General features: G+C 64.4%; 22 protein-coding genes and 1 pseudogene. 12 read left to right on the forward strand and 11 right to left on the reverse strand.

Annotated elements, in window-relative coordinates:
* Positions 1–88 precede the first annotated feature (88 nt).
* On the reverse strand, positions 89–607 hold the full coding sequence (locus I6F09_RS28370) for a DUF6101 family protein (RefSeq protein WP_225113345.1): 519 nt from the start codon (positions 605–607) through the stop codon (positions 89–91).
* A 264-nt stretch (positions 608–871) separates the two neighbouring features.
* Between I6F09_RS28370 and I6F09_RS28375 the strand changes: the two genes are divergently transcribed.
* The 6 genes from I6F09_RS28375 to lpxK all read left to right on the forward strand — a co-directional run bounded on the left by I6F09_RS28375 (position 872) and on the right by lpxK (position 6406).
* Positions 872–2263 carry a TldD/PmbA family protein gene (locus tag I6F09_RS28375; protein ID WP_036027073.1) on the forward strand — a complete coding sequence of 464 codons (1392 nt, stop codon included), beginning with the start codon at positions 872–874 and terminating at the stop codon, positions 2261–2263.
* The gene (locus I6F09_RS28380) at positions 2250–3068 is read left to right on the forward strand and encodes a 3'(2'),5'-bisphosphate nucleotidase CysQ (protein WP_225189566.1); all 819 of its coding nucleotides are present in this window, start codon (positions 2250–2252) and stop codon (positions 3066–3068) included. Before I6F09_RS28375 ends, I6F09_RS28380 begins: the two co-directional genes overlap by 14 nt.
* A 61-nt stretch (positions 3069–3129) precedes the next feature.
* Positions 3130–3372, forward strand: coding sequence for a DUF4170 domain-containing protein (locus tag I6F09_RS28385; RefSeq protein ID WP_036039955.1), 243 nt, complete (start codon positions 3130–3132; stop codon positions 3370–3372).
* On the forward strand, positions 3369–4088 hold the full coding sequence (locus I6F09_RS28390) for a lysophospholipid acyltransferase family protein (RefSeq protein ID WP_036039958.1): 720 nt from the start codon (positions 3369–3371) through the stop codon (positions 4086–4088). The genes I6F09_RS28385 and I6F09_RS28390 overlap by 4 nt, the downstream gene beginning before the upstream one ends.
* Positions 4051–5397, forward strand: coding sequence for a 3-deoxy-D-manno-octulosonic acid transferase (locus I6F09_RS28395; RefSeq protein ID WP_225140495.1), 1347 nt, complete (start codon positions 4051–4053; stop codon positions 5395–5397). The genes I6F09_RS28390 and I6F09_RS28395 overlap by 38 nt, the downstream gene beginning before the upstream one ends.
* The gene (gene lpxK, locus I6F09_RS28400; protein WP_225189567.1) at positions 5390–6406 is read left to right on the forward strand and encodes a tetraacyldisaccharide 4'-kinase; all 1017 of its coding nucleotides are present in this window, start codon (positions 5390–5392) and stop codon (positions 6404–6406) included. The genes I6F09_RS28395 and lpxK overlap by 8 nt, the downstream gene beginning before the upstream one ends.
* Before the next feature lie 317 nt (positions 6407–6723).
* Here the strand turns inward: lpxK and I6F09_RS28405 are convergent, their stop codons facing one another.
* The 5 genes from I6F09_RS28405 to I6F09_RS28425 all read right to left on the reverse strand — a co-directional run bounded on the left by I6F09_RS28405 (position 6724) and on the right by I6F09_RS28425 (position 9915).
* Positions 6724–6909 (reverse strand): hypothetical protein, encoded by a 186-nt coding sequence (locus I6F09_RS28405; protein ID WP_225124433.1) that lies wholly within the window; start codon positions 6907–6909, stop codon positions 6724–6726.
* A gap of 352 nt (positions 6910–7261) precedes the next feature.
* On the reverse strand, positions 7262–7639 hold the full coding sequence (locus I6F09_RS28410; RefSeq protein WP_225189568.1) for a TadE/TadG family type IV pilus assembly protein: 378 nt from the start codon (positions 7637–7639) through the stop codon (positions 7262–7264).
* Positions 7636–8076, reverse strand: a complete 441-nt coding sequence (locus I6F09_RS28415) for a TadE/TadG family type IV pilus assembly protein (RefSeq protein ID WP_036027076.1) — start codon at positions 8074–8076, stop codon at positions 7636–7638. Before I6F09_RS28415 ends, I6F09_RS28410 begins: the two co-directional genes overlap by 4 nt.
* A gap of 74 nt (positions 8077–8150) precedes the next feature.
* Positions 8151–9386 carry a pilus assembly protein TadG-related protein gene (locus I6F09_RS28420; protein WP_225189569.1) on the reverse strand — a complete coding sequence of 412 codons (1236 nt, stop codon included), beginning with the start codon at positions 9384–9386 and terminating at the stop codon, positions 8151–8153.
* A gap of 304 nt (positions 9387–9690) precedes the next feature.
* Positions 9691–9915 carry a DUF2093 domain-containing protein gene (locus I6F09_RS28425; RefSeq protein WP_036009228.1) on the reverse strand — a complete coding sequence of 75 codons (225 nt, stop codon included), beginning with the start codon at positions 9913–9915 and terminating at the stop codon, positions 9691–9693.
* Positions 9916–10107: 192 nt separating this feature from the next.
* Here I6F09_RS28425 and I6F09_RS28430 point away from each other — a divergent pair, with 192 nt between their 5' ends.
* Positions 10108–10902 (forward strand): dienelactone hydrolase family protein, encoded by a 795-nt coding sequence (locus tag I6F09_RS28430; protein ID WP_225189570.1) that lies wholly within the window; start codon positions 10108–10110, stop codon positions 10900–10902.
* Between the two features lie 46 nt (positions 10903–10948).
* A complete protein-coding gene (locus I6F09_RS28435; protein WP_225189571.1) occupies positions 10949–11107 on the forward strand; it encodes a hypothetical protein in 159 nt (52 codons plus the stop codon).
* Between the two features lie 145 nt (positions 11108–11252).
* Here I6F09_RS28435 and xseA read toward each other — a convergent pair whose 3' ends face one another.
* Positions 11253–12872 (reverse strand): exodeoxyribonuclease VII large subunit, encoded by a 1620-nt coding sequence (gene xseA, locus I6F09_RS28440; protein WP_225189572.1) that lies wholly within the window; start codon positions 12870–12872, stop codon positions 11253–11255.
* Between the two features lie 169 nt (positions 12873–13041).
* Here xseA and I6F09_RS28445 point away from each other — a divergent pair, with 169 nt between their 5' ends.
* From I6F09_RS28445 to I6F09_RS28455, 3 genes are all read left to right on the forward strand, one after another.
* Complete coding sequence (locus I6F09_RS28445; RefSeq protein WP_225189573.1) at positions 13042–13845, forward strand: acetoacetate decarboxylase family protein; 804 nt, start codon at positions 13042–13044, stop codon at positions 13843–13845.
* Between the two features lie 150 nt (positions 13846–13995).
* Positions 13996–15171 carry an ABC transporter substrate-binding protein gene (locus tag I6F09_RS28450; RefSeq protein WP_225189592.1) on the forward strand — a complete coding sequence of 392 codons (1176 nt, stop codon included), beginning with the start codon at positions 13996–13998 and terminating at the stop codon, positions 15169–15171.
* The gene (locus I6F09_RS28455; RefSeq protein WP_225189574.1) at positions 15168–15923 is read left to right on the forward strand and encodes an SDR family NAD(P)-dependent oxidoreductase; all 756 of its coding nucleotides are present in this window, start codon (positions 15168–15170) and stop codon (positions 15921–15923) included. Before I6F09_RS28450 ends, I6F09_RS28455 begins: the two co-directional genes overlap by 4 nt.
* Before the next feature lie 87 nt (positions 15924–16010).
* Here I6F09_RS28455 and I6F09_RS37775 read toward each other — a convergent pair.
* The 4 genes and pseudogenes from I6F09_RS37775 to I6F09_RS28475 form a co-directional block, all read right to left on the reverse strand.
* A pseudogene (locus I6F09_RS37775) lies at positions 16011–16196 on the reverse strand (nuclear transport factor 2 family protein); the annotation flags it as partial.
* Between the two features lie 367 nt (positions 16197–16563).
* Positions 16564–17337: a YsnF/AvaK domain-containing protein gene (locus I6F09_RS28465; RefSeq protein WP_157786013.1), complete on the reverse strand. Its 774-nt coding sequence runs from the start codon at positions 17335–17337 to the stop codon at positions 16564–16566.
* Positions 17338–17791: 454 nt separating this feature from the next.
* A complete protein-coding gene (locus tag I6F09_RS28470) occupies positions 17792–18730 on the reverse strand; it encodes a PhnA-like protein (RefSeq protein WP_225172176.1) in 939 nt (312 codons plus the stop codon).
* Positions 18731–19155: 425 nt separating this feature from the next.
* Positions 19156–19920 carry an IclR family transcriptional regulator gene (locus I6F09_RS28475; RefSeq protein WP_225126857.1) on the reverse strand — a complete coding sequence of 255 codons (765 nt, stop codon included), beginning with the start codon at positions 19918–19920 and terminating at the stop codon, positions 19156–19158.
* Positions 19921–20135: 215 nt separating this feature from the next.
* On the opposite strand from I6F09_RS28475, the gene purD reads away from it, so the two are divergent.
* Entirely contained in the window at positions 20136–21419 is a 1284-nt protein-coding gene (gene purD, locus I6F09_RS28480; RefSeq protein ID WP_225189575.1) for a phosphoribosylamine--glycine ligase, read from the forward strand.
* The last annotated feature ends 173 nt before the right edge of the window (positions 21420–21592 follow it).

Below are 21592 nucleotides of genomic sequence, written 5' to 3' on the forward strand. Positions count from 1 at the left end.
TAATCCACCAACTCCTATCTGCGCGGAAAGCAAAGAGGTGGGTTACGCCCTTCGGGCTAACCCACCCTACGACACCTGTGATTGCCGCCTAATTCCTCGCGATGATCTCGCGCTCGCCCTGATGAACCGGCAGCTCGCGCGCCATTGCGGTGCGCCGGCGCATCAAGAATTTCGGACGGCGGGCGCGGATCGCATTGGCGCGGCGGCGGCGCGGTGCGGGTTTGCGCGCGCCTTCGTCGAGCTGCGGCAGCGCAAAGATCTCGCTCCAGATCGCCCAGGCCTGCGCGATCTCGTCCGCGTCCGCGCTGATCAGTAGCGGGATGGACAGCGAAGGATCGCGATGCACGAGGACGAGCGTCTGCGTCTCGTCATTGCCGCGGAGCGCAACGCCGGTGAAGTCGGCGACGCGCACGTTGATCGCCATCTGCATGCCGCGCACGGCACGGCGCAGCACGACACGCTCGCGATGAAGCTCGATCTGCCTGACATGTCCGTCGGCGCGCGGATCATGCGCATCGAAGCGGACCGGAAGGGAAAGAGGGTCGAGCCGCAGGGAGCGGCTCGACCCGGCGGGGTGGGCCCCGCATGTTGCTGTTTGACGCCTCACGGCTTCGTTCTCCCCGCCAGGATTATGTTCCCGGTCGATGCGAGGACCTTAGCGCCGGGCGGTCCGAAACCGCTTAAAAAGGCTGGTTAACCCACCGTCACTCGCTCCTCATGATTGACAAGACCTTGGCGTGCATGATTGACGAGACGTTGCGCCGACGTCGCGAATCTGAGCTTTTGGCGGGCTGAAAATGCTTGAAGTCCGCGCTATCAGGGCACATCTGTGGGTTCCGGTCCCGAACCCCGCCCCAACAGGATTTCGTTCGTGAACTCTTCACCAAGCCCGACGCTTTCGCCTTCCGCCAATCGCGACCTGTTCGATCAGTCCGCGCTCTCCGATCTCGCGCAGCGGCTGGTCGAGGCGGCCAAGCGCGCCGGCGCGGATGCGGCCGACGCGGTCGCGGTGCGCGGTGTCTCGCAGGGCGTCGAGGTCCGCGACGGACGCGTCGAGGAATCCGAGCGGTCCGAGGGCGACGATGTCGGTCTGCGCGTGCTGGTCGGTCAGCGTCAGGCGGTGGTCTCCACCAACGACGTCAGCGGCGATGCCGTCACCAAGCTCGCCGAGCGTGCGGTTGCGATGGCGCGCGTCGCGCCCGACGACAAATATGTCGGCCTTGCCGATCCCGCGCTGCTCGCGCGCGACTTTCCCGATCTCGACCTGCTCGATCCCGCCGTGCCCACGACGACCGAGCTCGAGCGCCGCGCGCTCGCGGCCGAAGCTGCCGCGCTCGGCGTCAAGGGCGTGACCAAGTCCGGCGGCGCCTCGGCCTCATCCGGCATCGGCGGCATGGTGCTCGTCACCTCGACCGGCTTCCACGGCTCCTATCTGCGCTCCAGCCAGGGCATCTCCGCCACCGCCATATCGGGCGAAGGCACCGGCATGGAGCGCGACTACGACTTCACCTCGGCGCCGCATGGCGCCGATCTGCTGTCGCCGGAGGTCGTCGGCCGCTCCGCCGGCGAGCGCACCGTGGCGCGCTACAATCCGCGCAAGGTCGAGACCTGCAAGGTCCCGGTGGTGTTCGATCCGCGCGTCGCCGGCTCGCTGGTCGGCCATCTCGTCGGCGCCATCAACGGCGCCTCGATCGCGCGCAAGACCAGCTTCCTGAAGGACAAGCTCGGCCAGCAGCTGTTTGCGAAGAACATCCGCATCATCGACGATCCCCTGCGCAAGCGCGGGCTGCGCTCGCAGACCTTCGATGCCGAAGGCGTCGCGGTGAAGCGGACCGCGCTGGTCGACGACGGCGTGTTGACGACTTGGCTGCTCGACTGTGCCACCGCGCGCGAGCTCGGCCTCACCACCACCGGTCACGCCCATCGCGGCGTGTCCTCCTCGCCTTCGCCGGGGCCGTACAATCTGCATCTCGAGCCCGGCTCTGCAACGCCGGCCGAGCTGATCGCCGACATCAAGCAGGGCTTCTACGTCACCGACCTGATCGGCTCCGGCGTCAACGGCGTTACCGGCGATTACAGCCGCGGCGCCTCCGGCTTCTGGATCGAGAACGGCGAGATCACCTATCCCGTCAGCGAGGTGACGATCGCCGGCCATCTGTTCGAGATCTTCAGGTCGATGCAGCCTGCGAACAATCTCGAATTCCGCTACGGCATCAATGCGCCGACGGTGCGCATCGAGGGTTTGACGCTTGGCGGACGCTGACGCGCATTCCCTCGACCACACCCTCCTGACCCGCGACGCGGCGCTGCTGAAGGACACGGTGCGGGAGGCGGGCGCGCTGGCGCAGTCGATGTTCCGCACCGAGCTGAGGAAGTGGACCAAGGGCGCGTCCTCGCCGGTGTCGGAGGCCGACATCGCCGTCAACGATCTGCTCGAATCGCGCCTGCGTGCTGCAACGCCCGAATATGGCTGGCTGTCCGAGGAGAGCGCCGACGATGCGGCGCGGCTGTCGCGGCGGCTGACCTGGATCGTCGATCCCATCGACGGCACGCGCAATTATCTCGGCGGCCATGACGAATGGTGCGTCAGCGTGGCGCTGGTGGCGGACGCTTCGCCGGTGCTCGCCGCCGTATTCGCCCCGGCCAGCGACGAATTCTTCTTCGCGGTGCGCGGCAAGGGCACGACGCTCAACGACAAGCCGGTGCGCGCGACAGGCGGATCCGAACTCGACTTCGCCCGCGTCGCCGGCCCGAAGCCGCTGGTCGAGCGGCTGAAGCCGTCACGCGGCGAGATCAAGCTGCACCGGCGGATCGGCTCGCTGGCGCTGCGGCTGTGCCGGGTCGCCGATGGCGCGCTGGATGCGGCATTTGCGGGCGGCAACAGCCATGATTGGGATCTTGCGGCGGCCGATTTGATCGTGCAGGAAGCGGATGGTAGGATGAGCGACCTCTCCGGAGAACCCATCCTCTATAACCGCCGGGAAGTGGCGCACGGGGTGCTGGTGGCAGCGGGACGCGAACGTCATGCGGGCATTGTCGCGCATTTTCGCAACCGTCCGATAGCCTAAGGCGCATTCGTGGTGCTTCTCGAACACTGCTTTGCCGGGCAGCCCCTTAGGAACAGAACTCATGCCAGATAGCGCCCCGCAACAACTGCTCCACCTCGTCATCGGCGGCGAGCTCGTTGATCTCGAGCACAACACGTTCAAGAATCTGGACGAGGTCGACATCGTCGGTCTGTATCCGAACTATGCCAGCGCCCACGCCGCCTGGCGGGCCAAGGCGCAGAGCACGGTCGACAATGCGCAGATGCGCTACTTCATCGTGCACCTGCATCGGCTGCTCGATCCGAATCAAGAACCGGCGCGTTGAAGAAACTGCTTCGCAATACGCTGCGAAGCAGCTGGTTTCAGCGTGCCGTCGGGGTCCTGGCGGCCGAGTATCTGCGTCTGGTCTGGCGAACCAACACCTTCACCTTCGATCCGCCCGACGTCTACGAGCGCGTCGAGCCGCAGCTCCCTGCGATCTTCGCGTTCTGGCACGGCCAGCATTTCCTGACGCCCTTCATCAAGAACCAGAACAAGGCCTCCTATCGGGCCAAGGTGCTGATCTCTCGGCACCGCGACGGCGAGTTCAATGCGATCGCCGCCGAGCGGCTCGGGATCGGCACGATCCGCGGTTCCGGCGACCATGGCGGCGCGTTCCACCGCAAAGGTGGCGTCGGCGCCTTCAAGGAAATGGTGCGGACGCTCCAGGCCGGTTGTAATGTCGCGTTGACCGCCGATGTCCCCAAGCGCTCGCGCGTGGTCGGGCTCGGCATTATCATGCTGGCACGGGAATCGGGACGGCCGATCATGCCTTTCGCGATGGCGACCAGCCGCTTCGTCCGGCTCAAGAACTGGGATCGCACCACCATCAATTTGCCATTCGGGCGGGGCGCTTTGGTCGGCATCAAGGAAATCCACGTTCCCGCAGATGCCGACGCCGCCATGATGGAGACGTTGCGGCAGGAGCTGGAAGACACGTTGAACGAGGCGACCCGTCGCGCCTATGCGCAGCTCGGCCGTCCGGGACCGGAAGATGCCTAAGTCGCTGCCCATTGCGCTGCCGATCACGCTGCGGATGTATCGGCGCCTGGCCGCCGGCCTGGTGCCACTCGCGCCTGCGCTGATCAAGCGGCGGCTGAAGCAGGGCAAGGAGGATCCCGCCCGCGTCGGCGAGCGGCGCGGCCTGTCCGCCGACGTGCGGCCGCACGGCCCGTTGGTCTGGATTCATGGTGCCAGCGTTGGCGAGGTCCTGGCGGCGGCCGCCCTGATCGAGCGCCTGCGCGATCTCAATCTGCGCATCCTGCTCACCTCGGGCACGGTCACCTCGGCCGCGGTCGTCGCAAAACGCTTTCCCCCCGACGTCATCCATCAATACGTGCCGTATGACTCGCCGCGCTACGTCGCGCGCTTCCTCGATCATTGGAAGCCGTCGCTGGCGCTGTTCATTGAATCCGATTTGTGGCCGAACCTGATCCTCGCCGGCGCGGCGCGCCGGGTGCCGATGGTGCTGATCAACGGGCGGATGTCGCCGCGTTCCTTCCCGCGCTGGCGCCGCATGCACGGCACCATCTCGGCGCTGCTGTCGCGGTTCGACATCTGTCTTGCGCAGTCGAAGAAAGATGCCGAGCGCTTTGCCGCGCTCGGCGGCCGCGACGTCGCGACGACGGGCAATCTCAAGCTCGACGTGCCCGCGCCGCCGGCCGACCCCGCCAAGCTCGAACGGCTGATGGCGATGACGCGCGGGCGTCCGATCATCGTCGCGGCCTCGACCCATCCGGGCGAGGACGAGATGTTGGTCGCGGCGCATCGCAGCCTGGTCGGCTTCTTCCCGCAGCTTCTCACCGTGATCGTGCCGCGGCACCCGGATCGCGGCTCATCGATCGCAGGCCTCGTCACGGCGTCGGGCCTGAAGCCCAGCTTGCGCTCGCGCGAGGAGCTGCCGACCGCGACGACCGACGTCTATGTCGCCGACACCATGGGCGAGCTCGGCCTGTTCTATCGGCTCTCGGGAATCGTGTTCATGGGCGGATCGCTGATCCACCATGGCGGGCAGAACCCGATCGAGGCGATCAAGCTGGGCGCCGCGATCGTCCACGGTCCGCACGTGTTCAACTTCGCCGACGTCTATGAAGCGCTCGATACCAGCGGCGGGGCGCGGCAAGCCGACACGCAGGAGGCGCTGGTCAAGCAGCTCGGCCAGTTGCTGGCCGATCCCACCATGCGCGACAAGATGCAGCGCGCAGGCACCGGCGTGGTCGAGCAGCTCGGCGGTGCGCTCGATCGCACCATGACCGCGCTCGAGCCGTATCTGCTGCAATTGCGAATCGAGATGGGGGCCGCCAATGCGTGAGCCGGCCTTTTGGTACCGGCCACGCTCCCTTCAATCGTACGCGCTATGGCCGCTCGGTGCGCTTTACGGCGCGATCACTGCACGGCGCATGCTGCGCCAGGGCGTGGACGCCGGCATCCCCGTGATCTGTGTCGGCAACTACCATGTCGGCGGTGCCGGCAAGACGCCGACGGTGCTGGTGTTGACCAAGCTCTTGCGCGAGCTCGGCGAGACGCCGGTCGTGCTCAGCCGCGGCTATGGCGGGCGCCTGAAGGGGCCGGTGATGGTCGACCGCGAGCGTCACGATGCGTCCGACGTCGGCGACGAACCCATGATGATGGCGCGCGACGTCCCGGTCGTGGTCGCGCGCGACCGCCTCGACGGCGTCGCGCTGGCGAAGTCGCAAGGCGCCACCGTGATCCTGATGGATGACGGCTTCCAGAATCCGCGCCTGTTCAAGGACGCCTCGCTGATCCTGATCGACGGTGAGCGCGGCCTTGGCAACGGCGCGGTGTTTCCCGCAGGGCCCCTGCGCGCACCGCTCGCGGCGCAGCTCGCGCGCACCGATGCGCTGGTGCTGATCGGCGACGGCAATGCCGCCAACGACGTCGCGGCGGAGATCGCGAAGCGGAACAAGCCCGAGCTGCGTGCGCGCCTGATGCCGGATGCGGCCTCGCTCGCGCAGCTGCTCGGCAAGCGGGTGTTCGCCTTCGCCGGCATCGGCGATCCCGAGCGTTTCTTCCGTACCCTGCGTGCGAGCGGGATCGACGTCGTTCGCACGCGCGCCTTCGCCGACCACCACATGTTTTCGGAAGGCGAGATCGCAGCGCTCGCAGCGGAGGCGCAGCGCGAGCAGCTCACGCTGGTGACCACGGAAAAGGATCTTGCACGCTTGCGCGGCAGCGCAGGCGTGCCTGACGGCATCGTGCCGTTCGCCGTTCAGCTCGAGTTCGATGACCTGGCGAAGCTGCGGCAATTGATCAGCGATCATCTATACAGAGCGCGCGAGCGAAGGTTCAGTGCGCGCTGATCGCGCAACGTGAGGCAACGTCTCTGCCCTGGTCGCGAAACGTGTCGTATTCGCCGCCGGGAAGCTGATCTGCGGATCCAAAGCGCAGCCGCCGCCGTCGGACGACGCGGCGGCTGTACTCATGTCGAAGTCGGAATCATGTCTGCAACGAGCCATGCTCACCACGCGCCGGCGACCATCAATCCGATGATGGTGAGGCACGACATGCAGGCGACGACGACGGTGTAGCATTCGGGTGTATTCATTGCCGTCTCCCAAACTGTTGCCAATTGCTTGGTCACTGCTACGCGGGAGTGATCGCCGGTCTTGGAGCCGCTTCAATTCGGCAGGCCGAGACCGGTCTTGCGGTGCGGGTCCGTTCTCTCATCATCACTCAGCGTCGCGGGATAATGATCCGCTGCGACAGCTTCAGCGCGCTCAGCTGCGATCAGAAGCTGTTTGCGCATCTCAGCGAGACGGGCGCGGCAATATTCACGATAGAGCAGGTCGAAAATGGCGGGCATGATTACCCCCATCGCTTGATTGTCGATTTACAGATATTCCACCGCGAATTTTCAAGGTGATCGTCGCCCGTCAGATGGCTCTTCGATATGAGCCCGTTCACAGACCGCGCCAATTCCAATGCTCGATGGCTGTTTGGTTGACCGGATCGTCTGTGCGATAAAAAAGAACAGGGTCAATTACCTAACGTGCACTATAGCAGTGCTTTGTTTCAGCAGAACTTCATCAAACAACTCTAGGGCGCGGAATTGCAACAAAGAATCCAACTACAGGGCGAAACGACTCACCCACGGCTGCAAGGAATGTAGAACGCAAGCGATTGGCATGGCAGAATCCATTTTTCTGTCGGCGACCTCAGCTCGGGAAGCAGGCTCGCGCGGTCAGCGTGATCGGAGACAGGTTGATGATCTGCGGAAGCTCGAATAAATAGCTCGCGCTGACCTGGTTGCCGCATGCGGCCGTGGCAAAGGTGAATGTCCCCGGGGGGAGCGTGAGGCCGTAGGCCTGCTGGGCAGCGTAGGTCGTGATCGCGCTGCTGCTCGGGCAGAGCGTGTTGTTGACGCTCGCGCAGCGCGCCGCCATTTCGCTGCCATGCTGGATTCCGAGCTGAGTCCAGAACAGCAGCCCGCATTCGATGATCCCGAATATGAACAGGAAGAACACGGGAGCGGTCAGCGCAAATTCCAGCGCTGTGGTGCCGCGCGTGTCCTGCCATAATGCGGTGAGCTTCACTGCAGCCTCGTGGTGGACTGCGCGGTGTATGTGTAGGTAGCCGCCACGATCTGATAGTCGATGATCGTATAGTACGTCGCTTGCGCCGAGACCGTCGTATATGTCCCGGCCGGCGCACCGCCGGTGCAGACCGTTCCGCAGCTGGTGGCGCTCACGCCCGCACTCGTCGGACATCCGCAGAACTGGACCGGCGGAGGTGAAGCGGTAATGTTCGTCGCGCTGGTGGCACTTGCGACGGCGTTCGCGATGCCGCTCGTGTCGAAGCCGCGCGCAATCGCGTACTGGGCCCCCGCTTGCGCGGCATTTTCGACCTGCATCTTGCGATAGAGGGCAAGCCCGATGTCCGTGACCGAGACGACCATCAGGGACAGCAGGGGAACCAGGATGGCGAATTCGGCTGCCGCGACGCCCCGTTGATCGCCGGCAGCGATTCGCACATGCCGCGCCAGAGAACCGAGCCATCGACGGCCAAGCTTAAATGAGAAACTCTGGATCTGCATCGCTCCAAACCTCATTCGACGAGCTGCGCGGTCTGCGAACCGATCGTCGCGGTGCCGAGCGCGGTGCAATTGACCTGCAGGTTCGACGTGCCACTGAACGTCAGCGTATCCGCGATGATCTTGGTGCAGGATGTGCTGGTGCCGTTGCCGCCGCTGAAGCTGAGATTGGCCTTCGGCAGGTAGATGGCACCGCCGAAATTCTGCGTAGCACCGCCGGTGAGATTGAAATTGGTCCCGGCCGGCATGTTGCGGTCGCCGTACATGACGATGCCCTTTGTTGGGCCGCTGGTCGGCCCGGTCAGGTCGACGGTCGCGTTGCTGCCGATCGAGGCGGTGCCCCAGTCGCTGCCGGAGCCCGTGAACACCAGGGTGACGCCGCTGCCGGTGATGGTGGCATTTCCGGCGACGCTCAAGCTGGCGCCATCCAGATAATAGATGCCTGGATTGAGGTTCAGGACTGCGCCGGCGTTGACCGTGATGCTGCCCATGTAGCAGCCGGGGTCGAGCGAGTTCGTCTTTCCGTTGGCGTTGACCGTGATCTTGGCATTGCTGCAGCTCGGCCGCGTCGGCGGAGAGACGTCGGCATAGGGATCGGCGACAGGCGTGATGTGCGTCTTGATGCCGTTGGCCGCCGTGATGCTGCTCGCGCCGGAGACGTCGCCAACCACGCCGACCTGGTTCGCCGCGACCGAGGCGCTGCCGGCGACGTTGAGCGAGGGGCTTGCGCTCGAGTTGCTGTAGAGATTGCACTTGATCAGGTTGAGCTGGTTGCCGCCGCTGACATTGACGGCGGGGCTTGCGCTCCTGTTGAGCGCAAGGACGCAGCCCGTCCCGGAGTTGGGCAGCGCGACCGAGCGCGCGGTGATTGGTACGCGATCCGAGCCGAACAAGGCGGACAGCAGCCGACGCTGCGGTTGACTGACGATGACTTCGATGGCCTGTGCGTTCGACGCCTGACTGCCTGTTTTCGGTGGCTGGTTCACCGTGACAGTGACGTCGTTCGCGCCGTCGGTGTAGCCATAATTTGCCGCGACCGCCTTGGCTTCGGACCGGGGGTCGCCGCCTGCACTGGCAGCCGTCGCAGCGCTGACCGCGCCGGAATCGGCAACGCTCTGCATGTTCTTGTGCTTGTAGTACCACCAGCCCACTTCCGTTCCGAGGCCGGCGGTGCCGACCAGGACCGGCATGAGCAGCGCAGAAATGAGCACGTAGCTGCCCTGCTCGTCGCGGATGAACCGTTCGAGCAAATGATCCCTAGCGCTCGAAGGTACACCGAACGAACGGCTGAAAATTCTCCGGAGGTCCATGCTTCCTGCCCGCTTGCCACTTTATCCCGAGGCAATGTGGTGCGGGCCGGCTTAAATGGGCCCCAATGGAAGCCTGACAATTTTAAATATCGGCGAACATTCAGCCGGCATTCATGGCCGCAATCTTATGGAATGAAGCCGCGTCCAGGAGAAGTCAGATGGAATTGCACTCTGCAATTGTTACCGCCAGCATTATAGGTCTGCCGGTTTTACCCGCCTTACGAGAGTTGCGAGAGCCGAAGGATCACGGCTGCTTCAGCGCGCCGGGAAAATGCCGCTGCAGCACCGCGGTGGGCGTGGCATAGGCCTCCTGCAGATCGACGCTCCAGTACTTCAGCTCGTCAAGCGGGATGCGGACGTCGGTGATCGCGCAGCGCACGAAGGTCCCCGGCGAGATCACGCGGAAATCGCCGTCGAGATATTGCACCTGCGCTTCGCCATGGCCCGAGGGGCCGAACTTGTTCAGCACGGTCGAAAGTCTCCGTGGGGGCCTCTCCAGGAAAGCCGTGGAAGGCACGATGTGTTGGACGGGATGTAGCATAGATGGGGTGGCTTGTCCGCCCGTTAAACCCACCGGTTCGTGATGATTTGCCGCCGTTTTCGCATGATAAGGCTTCGGTCGAAGGGGCGCCGGTTCCGGCAGCTCCTGCCGCAGAGTCCGATGCGCCTTCGCCTCGCCGCTTTGTTCCTGACGCTGCTGATGTCGGCCGCGCACGCCGCCCCGGCGCCGCAGCCGGTCGAGATTCGGCTCGCCTCCGGGGTGCTCCATGCGCAGCTCTACAAGCCCGCGGGCGAGGGGCCGTTTCCGGCCGTGATCGCGCTGCACGGCTGCGGCGGGCTGAGTAGCCATTCCGATCCCGTGCTGCCGCGCTATCGCGATTGGGCCGAACGCCTGCTTAAGGCCGGCAATGCCGTGCTGCTGCCCGACAGCTACGGCTCGCGCGAGCTCGGCCCGCAATGCCGCGTCAAGGAGATGCACGTCAAGGCGCGGCGCGAACGCGTCGCCGATATCGCGGCCGCGCGCACCTGGCTGATACAGCAGGCTTGGGTGGCGCGGGACCGTGTCAGCCTGATCGGCTGGGCCAATGGTGCGAGCGCGCTGCTCTGGGCCGTGCGTCCGCAGAGCGCGGGGCGCGATCCCGGTCCGGATTTCCGCGCCGCGATTGCGTTCTATCCGGATTGCCGGATCTCGGCGGGCCTCGGCTGGAGCACGCGGGTGCCGACGCTGGTCTTGATCGGCGCCGATGACGAGGTGTCGTCGCCCCCGGCCTGCCGCCAGATGGTGGACGGCGCGCGCGGCCGCAGCGCGCTGGCGCGCATCGTGGTCTATCCCGGCGCCGATCACGATTTCGACCGGGCCGGCACGCCGCTGCACGCCGCCGCTGCGCCCGAGCACGGGGATGCCGAGGCCCGCGCCGCCTCGCAGAAGGACGTCGCGCAATGGTTGGCGCGGTGATGGCGCCACCGCGCTTGGCCTCGCCTTAGTTCGACCACGATATCGATTGAACGCATCTCACATGCATGGCCGCATCACGCTCTTCGCCTCCGCCCTGATCGTCTTCACCGTCGCGATCCTGCTGTTCGAAGCCCACGCCTCCCATCGCGCGCCGGACCATTGCGGCTTCTGGACCACGATCGAGGCGGGATTGTCGTGTCGCTGAAGTAGATTTGAATGGGAGACGCGCTGTCGCCACATCGTCATTGCGAGCGCAGCGAAGCAATCCAGAATCCCTCCGCGGAAGCAGTCTGGATTGCTTCGTCGCAAGGGCTCCTCGCAATGACGCGGATAGAGCCCGTCCTCCCTCCTCAGAACAAGCTGCCCTGATCCACCGGCTTGGCCAGGCGCTTCAGTGCCGGCTTCGTCTCCGCAGCCGGCTTGGCCTGCGCTGGCGCACGCCTCTCCGCAGGCGCCGCACGATCCGCATCCGCCGTCGCGCCGACGCGGCCGTCCGCGAACTCGATCTCGAGGCGCGCGCCAGGACCGATCGCATCCGCCGCATGCACGGGATGGCCGGCCTCGTCGCGCACCAGCGCAAAGCCGCGCGCGAGGACGCTGCGATAGGACAGCGCGGAGAGCAGCTTGCCGCTGTTCTCGACCCGCGCCTCCAGCCGGTGCAGCAGCGTGACCAGCGCGCGCTGCGCCCGCTCAGTCAGACGATGCGTGCGCTCGCGCTGGCGGGCAATCGCGTTGCGCTGCGCCTGCGCATTCGCAAGCTTTGAGGCCCGCAGCCGCACCTCCAGTCCCGCAAAGCGGTCGCGCCGCTGCCGCAGCAGCGAGCGCGCGGAGAGACCAAGCCGCTCGCCGCAAACGGTGAGGCGATGATCGGCCTGCGATATCTGGCCGTGCAGCACCCGCAGCGTCAGCTTCGCGCTGGCCGCGGTGAACCTGCGGAAATGCGCATGCGTGTTGGCCTTGAGGCAGCGGGGCAGGGATGCGCCCGCCGAATCCAGCCGCTGCCGCGGGATCGCGAGCAGATCGCCGGCTGCCGGCAGCGCGCGCGCGGCGGCACGCAGCTCGCTGCGGCGGCTCTCCTGGGCGCGTTGCCAACAGGCGCGGGTGCGGCGGCCGAGATCGCCCACCTCGACGAACAAGTCGCTGCGCACGGGCACCGCCATCTCGGCCGCCGCCGTCGGCGTGGGCGCGCGCTTGTCGGCGACGAAGTCGATCAGCGTGATGTCGGTCTCGTGCCCCACCGCCGAGATCAGCGGGATCATGCTCTCGGCCGCGGCGCGCACCACGATCTCCTCGTTGAACGACCAGAGATCCTCCAGCGAGCCGCCGCCGCGCGCGACGATCAGCACATCGGGCCGCGGAATCCGGCCGCCTTCGGGCAGCGCGTTGAAACCGCGGATCGCGGCCGCGACCTGCTCGGCCGAGCCGTCGCCCTGCACCTTGACCGGCCACACCAGCACGCGGCGGGGAAAGCGGTCCTCCAGCCGATGCAGGATGTCGCGGATGACGGCGCCGGTCGGCGAGGTCACGACGCCGATCACCTCCGGCAGCCACGGCAGCAGCTGCTTGCGCGCCTCGTCGAACAGGCCCTCGGCGGCGAGCTTCTTCTTGCGCTCCTCCATCAGCGCCATCAGCGCGCCGATGCCGGCCGGCTCCAGCGCCTCGATCACGATCTGGTATTTCGAGGAGCCCGGATAGGTCGTGAGCTTGCCGGTGGCGATGACCTCGAGCCCCTCCTGGGGCTTGAAGCGCATCCGGCTGTGCACGCCCTTCCAGATCACCGCCTCGATCTTGGCGCTCTCGTCCTTGAGCGCGAAATAGCAATGGCCGGAGGAATGGGCCCCGCGGAAGCCCGAGATCTCGCCGCGGACGCGGACATGGCCGAAGGCGTCCTCGACCGTCCGCTTCAGGGACAGGGACAGTTCGGAGACGGTGAATTCGGGCGCGTTGAGCAGTTGTTCCGCAGGCGGCATAGCAAACGATTCGGCATTTCGGGGTCAGGCCCGACGTTAAGGATTTTCGCCGGCAAGCGCCAATCGATTCGGGGGGGCCGGGGAACCGCCCTGGAAGGCGACTTGACCCGCCTGAATTTTCATATATGAAATCGTAAAATCATATATGGATTCAGAGGAAGCGGACCCGATGACTGCGGTTACTGATCCCGACGACCCGCGCGGACGCATGTTCGGGCAGTACCAGCTCAAGCCGAATAGTGGGGTCAATCCGCCCTATTCGCCGGCTTATCCGGTGGAATGGGGCTGCACCTTGCGGACCGTCGAGATCATGACCCGTGTCGCGCCCGGCAAGGTCGCGACCTTGCTCGCAGAGACGCCGTTCGAGATCGCCAGCGACCGCGTGGCGTTCCGCTTCATGCGTTCGCCTGGCCATTCTCTCGCCGTGCATGCGGGCGAGATGTTCGATCTGATGATCTCGGTGCCCGTGCGCTACAAGGGGCTGTTCACCGAGACGCATATCTTCATGTATTGCAGCGATCCCATGGGGATCTGTGCCGGACGCGAGGTGTTCGGCTACACCAAGAAGGATGCGCATTACGCGTTCGACGAGCATGCCGATGGATCGATCACTGGATGGGTCCGCCGCCGCGGCATTCCGCTCGCCGATTTCTCCTTCACGCCGGATCCGTCCGCGCCGGTCGTCCGCATCGTCGACGGCGATAAGCTGCCGGCCGGTGAGATCCATGTGCGCCGTCTGCCGCATCCCGAGCGGCTCGGCACGGCCTATGCGGACATCGCCTATCGCCGCACGCCGTTGAAATATTCCAAGCCGGTGCCGGGTCGCGCCGCGATGACGCTGCACGCCAGCGCGTACGATCCGATTGCCGAGCTCGAGCCGGAGATCCTCGGCGCGCATTTCATGGTGTCGGACGTCTATGGCGGCGGATTCGAGGTCGAGGATCGCAGGCTCGTCGAGCGCCTCACGCCCTGAACGACAAGATCAGCCTGCGTGCGATGTACATGCGGGCGGCGAAAATTGGGAAGAAACACGCACAAGGCAAAGGAGGGTCTGCCCATGGCAGCACGATTTCGAGTGAGCCGCCGCCGGCTGCTGGCTGGCGCCGGCGGATTGGCGTTGGGCATGACGGGGCTCGGTGCACGGGCACAAGAAGCAAAGCCGCTCCGCATCGGCGTGCTGACGGATATGTCCAGCCTCTATGCCGATGTCACCGGCCCGGGCTCGCTGCTGGCGGCAAAGATGGCGGTCGAGGATTTCCAGGCATCGTCTCCCAGGATGACCCGGCCGGTCGAGATCATCAGCGGCGACCACATGAACAAGGCCGATCTCGGCGCCAACATCGCGCGCGAGTGGATCGACCGGCAAGGCGTCGATGTCATCGTCGATGCGCCGAATTCGGCCGTCGCCCTCGCGGTGCGCAACGTCGTGCAGCAGAACAACAAGACGCTGCTGGTCTCCGGCGCCTCGTCGTCGGACCTGACCGGCAAGTCCTGCTCGCCCAATCTCGTGCACTGGACCTACGACACCTACGCGCTCTCGTCGGGTGTCGCGCGCGCCGTCGTCGAGAGCGGCGGCAAGAGCTGGTTCCTGCTCACGGCCGACTATGCCTTCGGCCATGCCATGGAGGGCGACATCAAGAACGTCGTGCAGAAATTCGGCGGCAAGGTTCTCGGCGGCGTCCGCACGCCGATCAACACGCAGGATTTCTCATCCTTCCTGTTGCAGGCGCAAGCTTCGAAGGCGGAGATCATCGCCTTGATCAATGCCGGCGGCGATACCATCAACTCCATCAAGCAGGCGGTCGAATTCGGCATTCCCCAAGGCGGCCAGCGCGTGGTGGCGACGGTGCTGTATCTCAGCGACGTCCATTCGCTCGGCCTGAAGATTGCGCAAGGGCTGCAGTTCACCGAATCCTTCTACTGGGATCTGAATGACGACACCCGGGCCTGGACCAAGCGCTTCGCTCCGCGCAACAACGGCCGTTATCCGACCGCGCTGCATGCGGGCGCCTATGCCACGACGCTGCACTACCTCAAAGCCGTCGATGCGCTCGGCGCCTCCAGCGACGGCAAGGCCGTGGTCGAACAGATGAAGAAGCTGCCGACCGATGATCCCCTGTTCGGCAAGGGCAGCGTGCGCGCCGACGGTCGCAAGCTGCACAACATGTATCTGTTCGAGGTGAAGACTCCCGGTGAGTCCAAATACCCCTGGGACTATTACAAGCTGGTCAAGACCATCGCGCCGTCCGAGGCCTGGCGGCCGCTGGCGGATGGCGGCTGCGAGTTCCTGAAGTCGTGAGTGGCACTGATCGGCCGGTCGCGCTGGTCACGGGCGGCGGGGGCGATATCGGGCGCGCCATTGCGCTGAAGTTGGCGCAGATGAGCGCTGCGGTCGCGATCGTCGACCGCGACGAAGCGGCTGCACGCGCCACCGCGCAGCTGGTCGAGAAGGTCGGGGCAAGGGCGCTCGCCATCCGCGCGGATGTCTCCCTCGCTCAGGATACGATCGCATTCGTAGAGGCGACTGAAGCACGTCTGGGGCCGATCGGCATCTTCGCCAACAACGCGGGCATCGAGGGCGTCGTCGCTCCTCTTCACGAATATCCCGACGAAACGTTCGATCAATTGCTGCAGGTGAACGTCAAGGGCGTTTTCCTGGGCCTCAAGCACGTGATCGCCAGGATGATGCAACGCGGGACGGGCGCGATCATCAACACTGCGTCGACATCCGCAATCCGGGGACGCGCAGGACTCGCCGGCTATGTCGCCTCCAAGCACGCCGTGCTCGGGCTGACACGCACGGCGGCGCTCGATGTCGCGGAGACGAGGATCAGGGTCAACGCCGTTCTGCCAGGGCCGGTCGAGTCGCGCATGATCCGGGAGTTGGAAGGCCAGGCGCGCGAGGGCGCCATCACAATGCGTCGAAATGCTGCGAGCGCGCACGGACGACCGCAGGACGTCGCGAACATCGTTGCCTTCCTCGCATCCGACGAGGCTGCTCACGTGAACGGCGCGGCTTGGATCGTCGATGCCGGCATGACCGCCGGCTAGAGCGTGAGTGTCCATTTTGAAGTGCCCGTGTTTGCCATCGTATCCGTGCTCGGCGTCGCCGTAGTGAACATCCGGCAAGCCTTCAAAGCGCGTCGCGAGCCCGTCTCGTACGTTGCGTTTGCCTTCGAAGCGGGAGCCCCAAGGCTTGCTTCCCCTCGGCATCTCCAAGATACAATCGTCAGCAAAGAACTCCATGATGGAATCCAAGTCGTGCGCGTTGAACGCTTCACCCGGCGCCGTCAATTTCCATCGGATGTCCATCCTTCCCTCCATCGAGTTCTCGGAAGGGATACAATAACATAAGGGCACACAGGTGAGTTGAAGGGCCGATTAGACGTTTGGTCGATGTCGCCTTCGGGTCATCAGCGCCGTTTGGAAGCTCGGCCGGTCGCTCCCGCTCTGTCCCAACCAACGTGTACGCCGCCTGAACCTCGCCTAAGGGCCACAAGCGGCGGTCGAAGTGAGCACGGCCCCCGCGTCCGATCTACCGTGCATGTGAGCCAACAGCTGTAAGGCCGATGAAGTGCTGGCGCTTTCGCTCTGACGCACGACTATCTTAATATCCGAGCAAGTGAGAGCGGCCCAAAGCCGCCCTCACTCGCCACTGCCGATCTTTGATGCCGGCGGTTGATCAGCTAGCTCAACGCTCAGTCTTGTCGATGTCGGCCCTGGTTTTCTTCACCGTATCAGCAACTCTCTCAGTACGTTCGGCCGCTTCTTTGCGTACCACCAGTTCTTCACCGGCTCGAGTCTCCTTCTGGACTACGGGCTCCTCATGCAGCTCTCGCACCTCGTACTCCCGTTCCGTTGGTTGCCCTGTCGCAGCTCCCGTAGCTGGACGGCGCTCGATGACAGTTCGCTCATCGCGCAGTTGTACGTCCTTTTGTACAGGCTCCTCGACTACGTAAGTTCTTATATGCTTGACGGTTTCGGTGGCCCGTTTGCCCACCTTCAATTCTTCTTCCGGGAGAGGGATAACCTTCTCGGGTTCGTGGCCTTGAGAGTCATACCCTTCTTGCCTCACCGAGGGTCCTGACACTCCGCTTCCGACCGCTGTCGAGCCGCCCCCATTTTCTTCGTGGATCTCGACCGGATTGTACTCCTGCAGCACACCTTCGATGCGTTCGAGATCGGCCATGGTGGGAGCATCCACTAGCACCGACAATGCGGTGCCGCCCCGTTCCATGTGGCTTTCATACAGGCGGCGCTCGTCTGCCGGTACATCGCTTCCAAACAGCCAGTCCCAGAAACTTCCTCCATCCGAGCTTTCGCTTGCTCTTTCGCTGCTTGACTGTGATGGCTGATTGCTCAGCCTCACATGATCTGCTGGAACGCCTGAACCGACCACAGCACGGTACGCTTCCTCTGCATCGTTACGAGAGTTGTATACTGCTACCACGCATTGTCCTTGCATGTTTGCCTCTCTATGGACATGCGCCCAACGCCAGAGACAACGCATCGTTCTTAATTTTTTTCGCAAGGTTTGCGAAGCGCTCGCTATAGACGGGGCTGCCGGGCAACGACGCGAGCTTGGAGCTACCGCTCTTAGATTTGGACCGGCGGCGATGCGAGCATACTGTCGCGACAGGCTGCAAATCAGCTTATCGAACACTCACCTCGTCCTTAGTCCGACAAAACCCGGAGCGATTGCGTAACCATCCATGCCGCGAATGAAGCCACGGTCGCCAAAGACGATCGTTTGGAGCCGCTCGTCCGCGCGCGACCACCTTCCTGATCATCTGCCAGAGATGATGCATGATCAGGTCGCCTGCTTCAACGAACGAGGGACAAAGCGCTGAAGCGACGCCTTTCGGTGAGCTGACGAACTTGGTTGTTCGAGCTGAAGTCGATTTCTCGGGTCGTTGTTGTCATCGACGGGCGACTTGCGCCGACACTGTTGGATTCACGGCCCCGGCTTGCCCTGCAAAGAACGCGGCCAAGGCGCCCAGTAACAATGCCACTGCCGCGAACAATGCACCTTGTGAGACGCGCTTGGCAGCTGTATCCGCCGCCTGCTTTGCCTGCTCCTTCGTCTTGGCTACCGCTTCCTTATATTGCTGTTGGTACTGACTGATCTGCGCCTTTGCTTCGTCTTGAGATATATTCTGAGCCTTGGCTAGAGCCTCGGCCGCCTTGTCGTTAGCCGCTGCCTGCTGAGAAGCGTCACCCGTTAGCGCCGCGCGGACGGCTGTGGCCGCGGCATCACGAAGCGCGGCGGGATCTTGCCCTCCCGAGGCGCCTTTAACTTTGCTTTCGATGGCAGCCATCGGGTCGCTGACATTGTTCAGCGTAGGCGCTGCCGCTTGAACTGCCGTTTGGACCGACCCTCCCAGCGCTTTGCCCGCTCCGCCCAAAGCGGAAGATGCTGTGCTGAGAGCGCCACCAGCCAAGCCGGAAGCGGCGGAAGAAAGCAGATACATCACCGCCAGCGTTGAGACTGCCCATGACATTAATCCATGATAAGCCGTCGTTGAAGCAGACGCCTTGCCAGAAAGCCGACCGGCTATGTAGCCGCCCAGTGCCGCAGCCAGAATGCCGGAAACTATAAACCAGATACCTGCACCAACCGACATCGAGCTTGCGCTGGGCGTGCTACCTTCCCCAACGTCTACCGTGGATAAACCCACGCCAAGGCCGATCATGTTTAGAATAATCTGCATCACAAGCGCGATGGCTGCACCCGCGAAAACCGCGCCCCACGCAACCTGATTCAACATGATTGTGCGAATTTCGTCGGCGGGAACGACATCGCTCGTCTGAGGGGGCGTGCGGTGGCTTGAATGAACCATTTCGGGAGAGTTGGCCATGACGTTGATCCTTGAAGTCTGTTTGATGCCGCAACTTGCTTTTGCGTCCGACGTTCCTAAAATCGCAGACCTCAACTGCAAGCCCTTGCAGCACGGCCACTCAAATGCCCGCTAGCGTGCACCTCCGAACTGTCCCTCCGCCGAGTTCGAGCAGAGCGGCTCTCCGACTGGGGAAGTGAAGGCACAAAACTGCCCTGTTTCATTCACCTCCCAATGAGCGAAGCCGACCGTAGCACGCAGGCGCAAATGTCCGCTCTGGTCAAAAGAGCCGGCTCGAACGACCCTGCGTCACTTCCGGTGTCCCCCCGATCAGCTGACCATATCTGAACCAAACCGAACTTCGCCATCGGGTCACAAGCTGCCGATCACGCCCAAAGGTCCGAGCTTCCGCTTTACTGGTAAGCCGACGTTTATGCGTCAACGTCCTAGGAAACGCCGCCGATCTTCTCGGACACGATCCTGGCGGCGCTACGCAGCTCCGCGGCGATGGCGCTGGCTTCCGCGGCGGGGATTTGATCCTGCCTCACCAGCGGGACGGTCATCGCGGCCACTGCCCGGCCGGAGACTTCGATGATCGGGCAGCTATAGGCAAGGATGCGCGTATAGCCATCGTCATTGGAGAAGTTTCCACCCTCCGAGGAAATGCGGTCGAGCGCCGCAAGCGCCTTCTTGGTGCTGATCCGGTCATTGGTCGCGATGACCTGCGCCAGCTCCTGGCGCCGGCCCTCGAGCTGAAAGGCTGCCAGAACCTTCGCCGACGCGTATTGCTGGGTGAGCGGAAACACCGCGCCGACCTTGACCGACCAGCCCATCAACCATTCCGGCTCGATCCGGGCGATCACCATGAACTGCTCGCCGTGCAGCACCGTCAGGTGGCAGGACAGTTGGACGCGCGAGGCGAGCTGCTCCATCACCGGCAGCGCCGCCTTCAGCAGCCGCTCGGTCGGCGGGAATTGCGAAGCGATCCGGAACAGCTTCAGCGTCAAAGTGTATTCGCCGGTCGCGGGGTCGCGCGCGACATAGCCCCGGCGCTCCAGCGCCACCAGCATCCGGAAGATCTCGCTGACGGAGCGCCCGACGCGTTCGGCGAGTTGCTTCTGGCTCATCCCGCGTGCAGCGCCCGCCAGCGCCTCCAGAAGGTCCAGCCCTTTCTCCAGGGCGGGCGCGCCCGCTTGCGGCTTCTCAGTCATTCTTTGGGCCTTGTTGGATCAGCGCCCGCGAGCACACGGGGGAAATGCAATTCCCGTGTAGCCGATCGCTTGCATGGCGAAAAGTCGATCGCCAGCAAAGCGCCTGGAATGATCGAGCACATCGAATGGCGGGGAGTTCGCGCCGTTTCCTCTTGAGCCCCACCCCGATTCATGCGACCTCCGCCCCCAGCAAAACCCCTTATCCTGAGCCTTCGATGCACATTCTCCTGCTTGGTTCCGGCGGCCGCGAACATGCCCTGGCGTGGAAGATCGCAGCCTCTCCCCTGGTGACCAAATTCTGGTGCGCGCCCGGCAATGCCGGCATCGCCAGGGAGGCGGAGTGCGTGGCGCTCGATGTCGCCGACCATGCCGCCGTGATCGACTTCTGCAAAAAGAACGCGGTCGCGCTCGTGGTGGTCGGGCCGGAGACGCCGCTGGCGGCCGGCATCGTCGATGATCTCACCAAAGCCGGCATCAAGGCGTTCGGGCCGAGCAGGGTGGCGGCCCAGCTCGAAAGCTCCAAGGGGTTCACCAAAGCGCTGTGCACCGAGTTCGGCATTCCCACCGGCGCCTACAAGCGGTTCACCAATGCCAATGACGCGCGCGCCTATGTGCAGAGCCAGGGCGCGCCGATCGTGGTCAAGGCCGACGGCCTTGCCGCCGGCAAGGGCGTCGTCGTTGCGAAAACCGTGCGCGAGGCCGAGGACGCCATCGCCATGATGTTCGAGGGCGCCTTCGGCGAGGCCGGCGCGGAGGTCGTGATCGAGGAGTTTCTGCCCGGCCGCGAGATCAGCTTCTTTGCGCTCTGCGACGGCGAGACGGCGATCCCGCTGGCCTCCGCCCAGGACCACAAGCGCGTGTTCGACCACGATGTCGGCCCGAACACCGGCGGCATGGGCGCCTATTCGCCGACGCCGCTGGTCACGCCCGCCATCCACGACGCGATCATGGCCAAAATCATCCTGCCGACGGTCGCGGGCATGAAGCAGCGCGGCACGCCGTTCCGTGGCGTGCTCTATGCCGGCATCATGCTGACGACGCAGGGGCCAAAGCTGTTCGAGTTCAACGTGCGCTTCGGCGATCCCGAATGCCAGGTGTTGATGCTGCGCATGATGAGCGACATCGTGCCGGCGTTGCTCGCCGCCTGCGACGGGGAGCTGAAGCATTTCGACCTGCGCTGGCACAAAGAATCCGCGCTCACCGTGGTGATGGCGGCGAAGGGCTATCCCGGCGACTATCAGAAGGGCACGCGCATCGGCGGGCTGGAGGAGGCTGCCAAGGTCGACAATGTCGAGATCTTCCACGCCGGCACGGTTGAGAAGAACGGCGCGATCCTCGCCAATGGCGGCCGCGTGCTCAATGTCTGCGCGCTGGGGGCGACCGTGACGGAAGCGCAGGCGCGCGCCTATCAGGCCGTCGACCGCATCGATTGGCCTGATGGCTTCTGCCGCCGCGACATCGGCTGGCAGGCGGTGGAGGCGGAAAAGGCGCAGAATTAGCGCGTCATTCCCGGACTGGCGCGTAAAGGCGCCGATCCGGAATCGCGACGTTTTGCGTCACCGCGCCGCCACATCCACGATCCAGAATGTGCAATCGTCTGTTGGGGTTAGTTACCCCGACCATAATACCGGTACTGTGCATGGGGTTGTTTTCGAACTTTTGTTGGTCGAGC

Source organism: Bradyrhizobium sp. IC3195 (genome assembly GCF_020193585.1).
In the GTDB taxonomy this organism is placed as follows: domain Bacteria; phylum Pseudomonadota; class Alphaproteobacteria; order Rhizobiales; family Xanthobacteraceae; genus Bradyrhizobium; species Bradyrhizobium yuanmingense.